Origin of the sequence: Aquimarina atlantica (genome assembly GCF_000626715.1) — a bacterium.
Taxonomy (GTDB): domain Bacteria; phylum Bacteroidota; class Bacteroidia; order Flavobacteriales; family Flavobacteriaceae; genus Aquimarina; species Aquimarina atlantica.
Map to the genome: position 1 here is coordinate 142,843 of NZ_AQRA01000001.1, position 12,934 is coordinate 155,776.

Annotated in this window: 10 protein-coding genes; 9 read left to right on the forward strand and 1 reads right to left on the reverse strand. The window is 31.3% G+C overall.

Annotated elements, in window-relative coordinates; all coding sequences use genetic code 11:
• Window position 1: 1 nt before the first annotated feature.
• The 6 genes from ATO12_RS00645 (at window position 2) to ATO12_RS00670 (ending at window position 7,171) form a co-directional block, all read left to right on the forward strand.
• On the forward strand, window positions 2-1,414 hold the full coding sequence (locus ATO12_RS00645; RefSeq protein WP_034237700.1) for an MBOAT family O-acyltransferase: 1,413 nt from the start codon (window positions 2-4) through the stop codon (window positions 1,412-1,414).
• A gap of 3 nt (window positions 1,415-1,417) precedes the next feature.
• The gene (locus ATO12_RS00650; protein WP_034237702.1) at window positions 1,418-2,359 is read left to right on the forward strand and encodes an SGNH/GDSL hydrolase family protein; all 942 of its coding nucleotides are present in this window, start codon (window positions 1,418-1,420) and stop codon (window positions 2,357-2,359) included.
• A gap of 128 nt (window positions 2,360-2,487) precedes the next feature.
• Window positions 2,488-3,834: an MBOAT family O-acyltransferase gene (locus ATO12_RS00655; RefSeq protein WP_240486084.1), complete on the forward strand. Its 1,347-nt coding sequence runs from the start codon at window positions 2,488-2,490 to the stop codon at window positions 3,832-3,834.
• A gap of 4 nt (window positions 3,835-3,838) precedes the next feature.
• Window positions 3,839-4,774 carry an SGNH/GDSL hydrolase family protein gene (locus tag ATO12_RS00660; RefSeq protein ID WP_034237705.1) on the forward strand — a complete coding sequence of 312 codons (936 nt, stop codon included), beginning with the start codon at window positions 3,839-3,841 and terminating at the stop codon, window positions 4,772-4,774.
• A 19-nt stretch (window positions 4,775-4,793) separates the two neighbouring features.
• Complete coding sequence (locus ATO12_RS00665) at window positions 4,794-6,203, forward strand: MBOAT family O-acyltransferase (protein ID WP_034237708.1); 1,410 nt, start codon at window positions 4,794-4,796, stop codon at window positions 6,201-6,203.
• 2 nt (window positions 6,204-6,205) lie between these two features.
• On the forward strand, window positions 6,206-7,171 hold the full coding sequence (locus ATO12_RS00670) for a hypothetical protein (RefSeq protein WP_034237709.1): 966 nt from the start codon (window positions 6,206-6,208) through the stop codon (window positions 7,169-7,171).
• A gap of 57 nt (window positions 7,172-7,228) precedes the next feature.
• Here the strand turns inward: ATO12_RS00670 and ATO12_RS00675 are convergent, their stop codons facing one another.
• Window positions 7,229-9,244: a NosD domain-containing protein gene (locus ATO12_RS00675; RefSeq protein WP_034237711.1), complete on the reverse strand. Its 2,016-nt coding sequence runs from the start codon at window positions 9,242-9,244 to the stop codon at window positions 7,229-7,231.
• Window positions 9,245-9,661: 417 nt separating this feature from the next.
• Here ATO12_RS00675 and ATO12_RS00680 point away from each other — a divergent pair, with 417 nt between their 5' ends.
• The 3 genes from ATO12_RS00680 (at window position 9,662) to ATO12_RS00690 (ending at window position 12,927) form a co-directional block, all read left to right on the forward strand.
• Window positions 9,662-10,807 carry a glycosyltransferase family 4 protein gene (locus ATO12_RS00680; RefSeq protein ID WP_034237713.1) on the forward strand — a complete coding sequence of 382 codons (1,146 nt, stop codon included), beginning with the start codon at window positions 9,662-9,664 and terminating at the stop codon, window positions 10,805-10,807.
• Between the two features lie 394 nt (window positions 10,808-11,201).
• A complete protein-coding gene (locus ATO12_RS00685) occupies window positions 11,202-11,807 on the forward strand; it encodes a sugar transferase (RefSeq protein ID WP_034237717.1) in 606 nt (201 codons plus the stop codon).
• 22 nt (window positions 11,808-11,829) lie between these two features.
• Complete coding sequence (locus ATO12_RS00690) at window positions 11,830-12,927, forward strand: hypothetical protein (RefSeq protein WP_034237719.1); 1,098 nt, start codon at window positions 11,830-11,832, stop codon at window positions 12,925-12,927.
• Window positions 12,928-12,934 lie beyond the last annotated feature (7 nt).

Genomic DNA, 12,934 nt, shown 5'->3' on the forward strand with positions numbered 1-12,934 from the left:
TATGCTTTTTAACTCTTTAGCGTTTTTTCTTTTTCTATGTATTGTGTTTGTACTCTATTGGTTTATAGTGTATAAAAATCTTAAGTTTCAGAATATTCTATTGTTAATAGCAAGCTATGTCTTCTATGGGTGGTGGGATTGGAGATTCTTGTCTTTAATAGCACTAAGTACGTTAACAGATTATTTTGTTGGGTTTCGAATCTATCAATCTAAAGATAAATTAATGCAAAAGAGATGGCTCTGGGTAAGTGTGTTATTTAATTTGGGATTGTTAGGTTTTTTTAAATACTATAACTTCTTTGTAGAATCATGGGTAGACCTTTTGACTTCTGTCGGATATGAATTTCAAAACACCTGGACATTAAAAGTAATTTTACCTGTTGGAATTTCATTTTATACTTTTCAAACCTTATCATATTCTATAGATATCTATAGAAAAAAGCTAAAGCCTACTAATGATTTTATTGCTTTTGCGGCTTTTGTATCATTTTTTCCTCAGTTAGTCGCTGGACCAATAGAAAGAGCCACCAATCTGGTTCCGCAGTTTTTGAAAAAAAGAAAGTTTACCTATCAGAATTTTTCTACGGGAATTAAACTTATGATTTGGGGATTTTTCTTAAAATTAGTGGTCGCAGATAGGGCAGCTATTTATGTAGATGCAGTATATAATAATATAGAAAACCATGATGGTTTAAGCTTTATTGTTGCAACTGTCTTATTTGCATTTCAAATATATGGTGATTTTGCAGGATATTCATTAATAGCAATAGGAACCTCAAAACTTTTTGGGTTTGACCTCATGACAAACTTTAGACGCCCTTATTTTTCGGCTTCTGTAAGCGAATTTTGGACCAGGTGGCATATATCGTTATCTACATGGTTTAGAGATTATTTATATATACCTCTGGGAGGAAACAGAGTAGGGAAGATGCGGTGGCTTTATAACCTCTTCGTTACTTTTTTAATTAGCGGTTTATGGCATGGTGCAAATTGGACTTTTATTGCTTGGGGAGCATTAAACGGTTTGTATTTAATAGCAGAAGTTTTAGTGTACAGAAAAAATAGAAAAGGAATCATTAATGTGCTGCTAACATTTGTCTTGATCAATTTTTCCTGGATATTTTTCAGAGCTAATTCTATAGATAACGCTTTTTATATTATAAAAACAATTTTTACTGCTCCGGGGAGATTATATATTGGTAGTGGAGACGATATTGCCGCTCTTTTATATGCTATTCTGGCTATTGGTATTCTTCTTTTTGTAGAAACCAAAAAAGAATATTTTAATACGCTTTTCTCTATTTCTAAAAATAAATATGAAATAGTAAGACATACAGGATACGCAGTTGTAGTATTTATGATCTTGTATTTTGGAGTATTTGGTAAGAGTCAATTTATTTATTTTCAATTTTAAGAAATGATTAAAAAAGAATATAAATTAGCACTTATAAAACTAGTAAAGTTTATTGTCATATTACTGGTTACAGATTTTGTATTGGGAGCTATCTCAAAACAATTGTTTTTTAGCCAGGAAACAGGTAAATATGCCAGATCTATGCATGCAATAAACGAGACAAATGCCAAAGTCCTGGTACTAGGAAGTTCTCATGCACATAGACATTATGTGCCTGAAGTTTTTGAAAAAGAATTAAATACCTCGAGTTATAATGCAGGTGCAGAAGGACAACAATTATTGTATCACGCAGCACTACAAAAAATGATCCTGAAAAGGACCACACCAGATTTGATTATCCTAAATATCGATGAGGACTTTTTGTATACATCAAAAGAAGCATATGACAGGCTTAACGATTTACATCCTTATTATGCCAATCATAGAAGAGAGCTTAAACCAATATTAGGATTACAATCTAAGCTAATTGACTTTAAATTGTTTTTTAAGTCATATCAAACCAACTCTACGATCGTTCATGCAATTAGGTATTATGCGTCACCTCAAATTGATTATAAAGGCTATCGCCCATTATTTGGAAAAGTAAAACCTTCTAATAATATAGATCAAGTAATACATAACGAAGAAGATAAAAAAATAGATCAAAATTTTGTAAAAGTACTTAGAGATATGATAGCTACTGCAAAAAATAAAAAAGTGAATCTGATTTTTGTTACCTCACCAACTTTACAATATGTAGACAACTCGAAAAATATTTCCTTTACTATGATACAGGAAATTGCTAAAAAAGAAAATATTCCTTTTGTTGATTTTTTTAATTCAAAACAGTTTGTATCTCAATATGAATTATTTCATGATACTTCACATTTAAATAATGATGGAGCAGAACTATTTACAAAACTTTTGGCCGATAAAATTAAGAGAATGAAATGGGATAATAATTAAAAGTTGTATGACTAAACAATACACTTAAAGACATAGATTATTTATGAATATTAGAATTACTATATATGCTTTTTAACTCATTAGAATTTCTTCTGTTTTTTCCAGTTGTATTCATCCTGTATTGGATAATGAAGAATAACTATAAGTATCAAAATATCTTACTACTGGTATCGAGCTATATATTTTATGCATGGTGGGACTGGAGGTTTTTGTCACTAATTTTATTTAGTTCATTTGTAGACTATTTTTCGGGATTAAATATTGAGGCGTCAAAAACTAATGCAGGAAGAAAAAAATGGCTTCTGGTAAGTCTTTGCTCTAATCTAGGGCTTTTGGGAGTATTTAAATATTATAACTTTTTTGCCGATTCTTTTTCTGATTTGATGTTTGGTTTTGGTTGGGAAGTAGATGATTTGACGTTAAATATTATTCTTCCGGTGGGGATTAGTTTTTATACCTTTCAGACATTAAGTTATACAATTGATATATATCGTGATCAATTTAAACCAACAAAAGATATTATCTCTTTCTTAACTTATATAAGTTTTTTCCCTCAATTAGTTGCAGGCCCAATCGAGAGAGCTTCAAATTTGCTTCCCCAGATAGAAACTAAAAGAGAGTTTAAGCATAAATGGTTTAATGAAGGGATTTTTCAAATCCTGGTTGGTTTGTTTAGAAAAATTGTTATTGCAGATAATTTAGGGACTTATGTAGATGCAGTTTATTATAACCCAGAGATTCATAATTCAAGTACACTGGTGCTTGCTACGTTTTTCTATGCTTTCCAAATATATTATGATTTTTCGGGGTATTCTGATATTGCTATCGGAAGCGCAAAATTATTAGGATTTAAATTTCATCAGAATTTTAACCTACCGTATTTCTCTAAAAGTATTACCGAGTTTTGGCGAAAATGGCATATGTCATTATCCTTTTGGTTAAGAGATTATCTCTACATATCACTAGGCGGAAACAGAAAAGGCATTAAAATCACGTATAGAAATTTGATGTTAACCATGTTGTTAGGGGGACTATGGCATGGTAGCTCCTGGAATTTTGTGATATGGGGAGGTATTCACGGACTTGCATTAGGATTAGAGAAGTTCGTTTTCTCATTGAAAAAAAATCAGAATTTTGGATTTTTTGGATACATATACACATTCATCGTGGTTTTATTATCATGGGTGTTTTTTAGAGCACCAGATCTGGATTCTTCGTTAACAATTATCAAAAAGATACTAAGTTTTGAGTTTTTGATGCCATTTATTGGTGATTTTAATAATGTAGCTATATCTGTTTTAATGCTATTGCTGGGGATTGGTTTTGATCTTTATATTCGACTTAAAAAAGTAGATTTAGAAATATTAGGAGGAAAATTAAGCATATTTAGATTGGTAACCTTTGCTACTGTAATTATAATGCTGCTTAATCTGTTTTATTCAACATCAAATAATTTTATATACTTTCAATTCTAACGATATGGATAAACTTAATTTCGGATCTGCATTAAAACTTATCGTATATATATTAGTGATTTCGTATATAACAGATAAAATTATCTACTATGCTCTCAATACGGTGAGTGATAAGATTTTATCAGGACAAGCAGTGGGTAAACTAAATCATTTTCTAATTGTAAAAGATTCTGTAGATATTTTAACATTTGGTAACTCTAGAACAAATCATCATATAAACCCAGAAAAACTATCTCTTCCCGGTTTTAATATGGGATCTGACGCGAGATCGATAGCTTTTTGTGCAACATTAATAAAGATGTTACCAAAGGATAAAAAACAACTTGTTGTTGTTAATGTAGATTCGAAAAACATATTTAAAACTAACTATTCTGGAGATGATATAGGGCCTTTGCGAATACGATATCACAGAAGTGATATTATAAAGCAAGAAGTCGATAAGGTGTTTAGTTATGATCCTATACAAAACTTCTATTGGAGCAAAGCTTATAATGGAAAAGTATTAGGGCTTTTTAAGAATTTCTTTATGCCAAAATATGATCACACAAAATATCATGGGTATGATCCGATTTATGTAAATGAGACTCAGAGAGAAATCTTTAAGAATTTTTTGAAAAAACCAAAAAGAAAGGAATGTCTGGATTCGTATATATTAAACCCTTTATATGAGTCTTACCTTAATCAAATAAAGACGTTTTGTGAAAACAACAATAAAAGGTTGGTGTTGATTACCTCTCCTTTTTATAGTGATGAGTGTAAAAATGATAATAAAAAGATGATAGAGATATTTAAAACTATGAATATCGAATATCATGATTTTTCTGATCTGTTTAGAGATAATAATCAAATAGAATATTGGAAAGACGATGTTCACTTGTCTGATAAAGGAGCGCAAGTGTTCTCAGAAATATTAAACAATGCTCTGTATAAAAAAAACTAAGAATCGATAGATATAAGATATGCTTTTTAACTCTTTAGAATTTTTCTTGTTCTTACCCCTTGTATTTGTTTTATACTGGTTTGTAGTACATAAAAAACTAAAACTTCAGAATTTTCTGATACTGGTGGCCAGTTATGTATTTTACGGATGGTGGGATTATCGGTTTTTATCGTTGATTGCATTAAGTACAGTAGTAGATTATTTTATTGGACTTACTATTGACAATTCTACTATAAAATCAACTAGAAAAAGATGGTTGCTGGTGAGTATGTTATTTAATTTAGGACTCCTTGGTTTCTTTAAGTACTATAACTTTTTTATTGAATCCTGGGTAGATCTTTTAGCTTCTGTTGGATATCAAATTGAAAATACCTGGACGTTAAAAGTAATTTTACCAGTTGGTATTTCTTTTTATACATTTCAAACGATGTCATATTCTATCGATATCTATCGCCAAAAATTGAAGCCAACAAAGGATTTTGTTGCCTTTGCAGCTTTTGTGTCATTTTTTCCTCAATTGGTGGCAGGACCAATAGAAAGAGCATCTAATTTACTACCACAGATGCTGAAAAAACGAAAATTCGATAAACTTCAAAGTATAAAAGGGATAGAGCTTATCGTATGGGGAATGTTTAAAAAAGTGGTTATAGCCGATTCTTTTGCTCCTATAGTAAATGACATATTTTCTAATTACACAGATTTTTCTGGTGGTACGTTGATCATGGGAGCTATATTCTTTGCGTTTCAGATCTATTGTGATTTTAGTGGGTATTCTGATATTGCTATTGGTACGGCAAGATTGTTTGGTTTTGATTTAATGACCAATTTTAATTTCCCCTATTTTTCAAGAAGTATAGGCGAGTTTTGGCGAAAATGGCACATCTCATTATCTACCTGGTTTAGAGATTATCTCTATATCCCGCTTGGAGGCTCTAAGGTTGGTAAGTTAAAAGGAATTAGAAATGTTTTTGCCATCTTTTTGGTAAGCGGATTTTGGCATGGAGCAAACTGGACTTTTATTGCTTGGGGAGGAATTCATGCGTTATTATTTATACCTTCATTTGTAATGGGAACAAATCGAAGACATTTAGAAGATGGTACTGCGCAAATAACAATGTTATCATTCGCCAAAAATTTTGGACAAGTACTGTTCACTTTTGCTGTGGTTACGCTAGCCTGGATATTTTTTAGAGCAGATTCTATTCAGGATGCAGTTAATTACATCATGAGAATCGATTCGTTTAAGATAGATGCATTGAGTTTTATCATGTTTTCTGATATCATACTTATTATCATACTACTGGTATTAGATTTTATGAGATATAAGCAAATGAAAATTCATTTTATCATGTGGATTCTTATGGTACTGGCAATTATAGGATCATTAAATAGAGAGATACAAGCAGAATTTATTTATTTTCAATTTTAAGGATGAAATACATAAAGAAAATAGTAGTATATGTTATAATCTTAGAAGCTTTTAATCTAGTCATAGGATTATTTTATAATGGAACGGATACATTTTTATCTTTTACTGGGTTTAATGATCCTCCTCTTTATTATGATATGGATTCGTTATATGGAGTTACCAGACAAAAAAATGCTAAACAAATGATGCATTATCCCTGGGGAGGTATTGTAAACGAAATCAATTCACATGGTTTTAGAGATGATGAGTTTAATGATGATGGTGTTCTTGTTGTTGGTAATTCTTTTGTAGAAGGTTTTGGCATGAATAAAGAAGATCGATTTTCTGAAATCATAGAGCAAGAACTCGATATAACCATTAATAATGCTGGATCAGGAGGAGTGTGGACTCCTATTCAGGGAATAGTTCTGTTAGAGCATTTATTAAAAAGCGAAAAACTGGATTGTAGTAAGATTGTTTTTGTAATGACCCCTGGAGAAGTAGTCAATATTGGAAAAAGAAACCCCAAAAACGATCCGGGCAGAAATTACCCGTATAGAGAAGGAGATTCAATTGTATTTCATAAAGCAAAATATAATAGTTTCGGAAATAATTTATCCCTGCCAAGTAAAGTTAAGAGGTTTTGTAAGAGTCTTTTGATGTTTAAAATTTTTAATACGTTTAAGTACTACGGAGCTGCTAAAGGGAAAAAGAAAGAGCTGGATTTTGATGAAAAAAAATTGGATTGGATAATAAAGAAAATAGAAGATCAAAAATTTGATCAGGTTATAGATATAGTGGTTATTAATAACTTAGGGAGAATGCATCTTAATGGGATTACGGAATATCGAAATGACTCTGATAAAATACACTTTCACGTTGTTGAATTCCCCGATGAATTAAGTAACTATTTTGTGGCCAATGGTCATTTGAGTGAGAAAGGAAATAAGGTATTGGCAGAGATTTTAAAACCAATATTTAAAAACTAAATATAAAAAAGCCACCCTCATAGGTGGCTTTTCTTATATTATATTTTATCCAGAATATTAGTTACAATCGTTTCTATCTAAAGTAACTTCACTTGGATTTGTTGCAGCATCAATATTTATACATTCAAAGCGTGTACCTGCCGGAAAACTAATTTTATTTAGACTAGTTTTTATCGCAGTGTTTACTCCACTTAATGCAATACCATGATAATCGGCAGAAGAAATGTCATTTGATGACAAATCAACCTTAGATGCATCTACCAGCAATACAGGTCCATTGGTTGTATTGTTGTTATAAGTAACGCCTTTACTTTTTGAAAACACTACAGAGGCAGAAGATGTAAACGTATTATCATGTACATTAATACCGTAGTTTTCTTGACCTGCTTCTTGATTAACAGCAACAAAATATAAGTGGTTTGCTTTTACATCAATATAACTGGTAGCGGTATTATGTGAGTGTATAGAAACATTATTTGCATATGTAGATTGTATACTTATACCTCTACTAGAAGCCGATGAACTTTTAATAAGGTTTCCGTAGATATTGGTTTTTTTCTCAATTTCCTTAAGCTGTATACCACTACTGTTATTTATAATTTGATTACCAAATATATCAACCTCGCCATAGTATGCAGCAATAGCAACGCCATACCCAGATATATTATTTCCAGAAATCTCGTTGTTAAACACTGTTTCTCCTGTACCTGCCGCAAGTATTGCCGGGGTAGTTTTTGATTTTTCGGTAGCTACAAAGGTATTATTTCTAATTTTAGAATTAGAAGTTGCAGAATATACAATCTTATTTTCCATGTCGTTACCTTCTATGGTAACTTCTTCACCAATAGAAATTGTAAATCCACCAACTCTACTTCCACGTTCTTTATTATTACGGATAAAAATTTTATGCGCTTTTTCATAAAGAATAAGGTTTCCACTAGCGTCTCTTGTACGGGTTGCTTCAATATTAATTGCATACCCAACAACACCACCATTTATGTGTTGCGAATCTAAACCTGTATTTAAGAAGGTATTGTTTTCAACAAAAATGTTATATCCGTCAGTAATAGACATGCTCATTCTTCGGTTATTATCAAAAGTACAATTCTTGATAGTGATATCATGTGTAGGATCATAGTGTGGCTGAAAAGTAAATCCTATCGAAGCAATGTTTACGGCTCCAAAAGAACCGTCAATAAATTTTACTCCATCTATTACACAATTGTTGGCAGAATGACATGCAAATAAATGTGTTCCCCTTTCTTTTGTGTCAAAGCCATCGCTATAGATTTGTTCATCACGTTTGCCATCTAAAATACCTCCACTTACTTTAGCATTTGATACTTCTCTAAAAGCTAAAATAAAACCACCTTTTAATCTATCTGTAGGAAAAACCCTTAAAATAGTTTTTGGACTATTTGGATCATCAGTATTTGGTAACATCTTTAAATGAAAATCTGATGGAATATTTATAGCTTCTCGCGAAGGATAAAAATTTTGATTGGTAGTCGTACTGGTTACTGAAGTAATATCAAAATACGCATCAAATTTTCCAATCTCAAAAGTGGTAGCACCTAGCGATTTGGTAAAATTTAGTAATCGTTCTAATTCACCAGTATTTTTTAAGGCCTTTTCAGCAGTAGTACGCCCTTCAACAATACCTTCCCATCGTGAAGCGAAAAATTTAAAGGTAGGTTCTTTAAGTTTTACATCTCCTTCGATTTCTATACTAGAACTTAAAAGTTCACCAGCAATAGTACCACCAGCAAAAATTAGTTTTCCATTTTTAACATCACCACCGTCAAATTCAAACTTAACATTTGCAGGTAATGTAATCGTTTCTCCTTTAAGATCTAAAACACAATTAAATATAATTGTAGAATTAGCAGCAACAGTAGATAAATCAAAATCACATGGTGTTGTTACTACATTGGGTGGTGCATCTGGTGTAGGAGGTGTTTCATCAGGAGTTTCTTCTCCAACTACAGGAGCAACATCATCAACACTTTCTTTGCTACAGGAAATAGCAATACAGCTCATAAAAATAAGTAGGTAATAAGGTAACTTTTTCATTTGGGGGGATATTTATTTGGGTTAATTATTTATTCTGATTTAAGTTATTTACCATTTTTTTTGAGTTTGTTGTTATTTTTTGAGTTAGTTATTATGTGCACTAACGTAAGATTGGGAAATTAATTGTGTAAATTTTATTTGTAAATGTTAAATTTTCTTCAAAAAACGAAAATACTTGGTTTTACTGGGGCAAACCTCACTTTTTTTGTTGATTTTCCGTAGAAAATAGTAAGATTTTTACTAGTTATTTTTTCTGGTGATTAAAAAATAAAAGAAACCATGATTTAAAGTTTTCAAACACTCGCATATAACTATATTTGTATCCGAAAATATTTTAAAATCATCTCATTACTATTTTTAAATATCAAAAATTGGTAATGAGTTTACTGGTTATACGTTATTAAGTCTGGGGAAAAAATGCAAAAAATAATTAGGGTTACTACTGTACCTATATCATTAGGGAAATTATTACAAGGGCAACTAAAGTTTATGTCTCAATATTATGATATGATTGGAGTATCAGGAAAAGGAGAGGGGCAATTAGATGTAGTGTCACAGAATGAAGGAGTACGTGTGATCCCTGTAGAGATGACTCGTAAGATTACTCCGATCAAAGATTTAAAAGCAGTATACAAATTATATAAAGTTTTTAAAAAAGAAAAACCACAAATAGTACACAGCCATACCCCTAAGGCAGGAACATTATCTATGTTGGCTGCAAAGCTGGCGGGAGTTCCGCATCGTTTACATACTATCGCAGGATTACCATTACTAGAAGCTACTGGAGCAAAGAGAGTACTGTTGGATACAGTAGAAAAAGCAACCTATGCTTGTGCTACAAAAATTTATCCCAATTCATCAGGGCTAAATGATATTATTATAACGAATAAATATACGTCACCCAAAAAATTAAAAGTTATTGCCAATGGGAGTTCTAACGGGATAGATACTTCGTTTTTTGATCCGGAGCTTTATACTGAAGAAGAAAACCTTAAATTATCTGAAAGCCTGGGTATTAAACCTACAGATACGGTAATTATATATGTTGGCCGGCTGGTAAAAGATAAAGGTATACATGAGCTCATTGATGCGTTTAAGAAATTGAATACAACATCTACTACTGCCAAATTACTATTGGTAGGTACCTATGAAAAAGATTTGGATCCGTTATCTCCGGATGCCGAAGAAGAAATCAATACCAACCCAAATATCATTACGGTGGGGTGGCAGAATGATGTACGACCTTATTTTGCAATTTCTGATGTATTGGCATTTCCCAGCTATCGCGAAGGATTTCCTAACGTAGTAATGCAAGCAGCATCTATGGGGTTAGCTAGTGTTGTTACCGATATTAATGGCTGTAACGAGATTATAACAGATGGTATAAATGGTAAGATCATCCCGGTAAAAGATGCAGAACTGTTATTTAAGAATCTAAAAATGCTGGTAGAGGATAAGACGCAACGAGACACTTTAGCGGCCAATGCAAGAGAATCGATTACTAGTCGATATGAACGAAAAGTAGTTTGGGAAGCACTGTTGGAAGAGTATCGTGCGTTGTAATTAAGGGTAACAGATATACTTTTTAAATATGAGTTTGTAATTGTTTTTACGCATGATTTTTTAATAACAATTCCTTGTTAAAAAAAGTTAATTTAATGAGGTGAAAACCGAAATATTGATTGTATATTTACTCTCGATTTTTAGAGATAGAATCATAGACAAATTATTAGCTACATTCCCTGGTAGTATAAATAATATTTGTCTGTTTATTCCCCCAATTTTTAGTAGAGTATGATCGTCCTGGATGCATTTTTAGGATCATATCATTTGGTTGTTAATATTAATGATTGTAAAGGAGATAGTAATTCTTTTATTTCACTTTTTAACAAATGGTTTATACATTTGTTGGATTAAATAATAGAGTCCCTTTTATGGCCGTTTAAACTTTAAAAAGGTGTATAAATTTTTTATAAAAAGAAGTCTTGATTTTAGTGTATCGCTACTATTACTGATCTTTATTTCACCTGTATTTATACTATTGATTCTTTTTCTGGCTGCTGCAAATTGGGGTAAACCTTTTTTCGTTCAAAGAAGGCCGGGTAAAAATGAAAAAATTTTTAGCATCATAAAGTTTAAGACTATGAACGATAGAAAAGATGCACAAGGAAATTTATTACCAGATAAGGATAGAATAACCAAAGTAGGAGCATTTGTAAGAAAAACTTCTTTAGACGAAATTCCACAATTGATTAATGTATTACTAGGAGAAATGTCCCTGATAGGACCTCGTCCTTTGATAATAGAATATTTACCTGTGTATAATGATGTTCAAAAAACAAGACATAATGTAAGACCGGGTATTACAGGATGGGCCCAGGTTAATGGAAGAAATTCTATTACCTGGAAAAAAAAGTTCGAATATGATGTGTGGTATGTAGAAAACTATAGTTTTTTGTTAGATTTAAAAATAATAGGATTAACATTAAAAAAAGTAATACAAAAAGAAGATGTAAACCTATCAAATGATCTGACATCAGAATATTTTGACGGTACAAACTAGTTATATTTCTTAGGAAGAATAGATGAATAAAAATTTAAACATAGTAACCCTAACCAAAAAAATGCTTAGAGAAGGTATAGAAAAAAATACCTATTGGAAAGGAAATCTTACCCCATTACCAAAAAGCAAAGCATTATGGTTAGTTTCGAATTCGAGAATAGATGAGGAAGACTATTGTGGAGTTATTGGTTATGAAGGTGAAAAAATGATCTCTTTTGTTTTTATGTTTCCCGATCTGCTTAATAATGGAAACACAGAACCCTCAAAAGTATATTGGATGATCTCGTGGTGGGTGCATAAGGATTATAAAGATACAGTTCTGGGAACATATATATATAACGAAGCTGTTAATTTAACAGGCAAACAAATACTCATAAAATCGTATGCAGAAAATGTAACTACGTTTTACGAAAAACAACCCTTTACTGTAATTGCATCAAGATTAAGGCATACCATCTTTTTTAGCCTCGATGCATCTATACTTATAGGAAGGTTTAGGTTTTTAAAATCAATAAAGTTTATTCTGGATAGAATCGATAATACGGTAGCATCATGTATTAGATTGCTAAATAGACCCAAAGCTAGAAAAAGAACTAAAATACTTTCTTATGATTATATCAACCAGTTGGATGATGAAACCTGGGAGTTTATAGATCCGCTTTGTAAAAATGACCTGATCCTTAAAACAAAGGAGTATGTAAACTGGCAGATTAATGCGATGCAGTATATGCAAACACCAATTGCAACAAAACATCCGTATACATCATTACAAACAGGAACCAGTAATAATATTTATATTCATAATCTTAAAATCATAAAAGAAAATGAAATTATTGGTTTTTTATCTTATGTAATAAATTATAATGAATTTAATGTTAAATACTTTTTGGTAAAAGAAGAGGAGAATTATGATCTGTGTATCGATGCTTTAATAGAGAATTTTATCCAAAAGAAAACGAAATTCATTTTTACAGACGATACCAAATTATCTAACAATATAACAAAACGATATAGAACTATTTTTACCCATAGAGTAACAAAAAAAGGATTAGCACACGATGAGACTAAGCTCGATTTTGAAAATTCGAATATGTTAAATAGAGATGGGCATTTTTATTAAATCAAAA

Bases quoted from the DNA above. Each gene is read 5' to 3' on its own strand.
- ATO12_RS00645 (WP_034237700.1), top strand. From the start codon at position 2: ATGCTTTTTAACTCTTTAGCGTTTTTTCTTTTTCTATGTATTGTGTTT.
- ATO12_RS00650 (WP_034237702.1), top strand. From the start codon at position 1,418: ATGATTAAAAAAGAATATAAATTAGCACTTATAAAACTAGTAAAGTTT.
- ATO12_RS00655 (WP_240486084.1), top strand. From the start codon at position 2,488: ATGAAGAATAACTATAAGTATCAAAATATCTTACTACTGGTATCGAGC.
- ATO12_RS00660 (WP_034237705.1), top strand. From the start codon at position 3,839: ATGGATAAACTTAATTTCGGATCTGCATTAAAACTTATCGTATATATA.
- ATO12_RS00665 (WP_034237708.1), top strand. From the start codon at position 4,794: ATGCTTTTTAACTCTTTAGAATTTTTCTTGTTCTTACCCCTTGTATTT.
- ATO12_RS00670 (WP_034237709.1), top strand. From the start codon at position 6,206: ATGAAATACATAAAGAAAATAGTAGTATATGTTATAATCTTAGAAGCT.
- ATO12_RS00675 (WP_034237711.1), bottom strand. From the start codon at position 9,244: ATGAAAAAGTTACCTTATTACCTACTTATTTTTATGAGCTGTATTGCT.
- ATO12_RS00680 (WP_034237713.1), top strand. From the start codon at position 9,662: ATGCAAAAAATAATTAGGGTTACTACTGTACCTATATCATTAGGGAAA.
- ATO12_RS00690 (WP_034237719.1), top strand. From the start codon at position 11,830: ATGAATAAAAATTTAAACATAGTAACCCTAACCAAAAAAATGCTTAGA.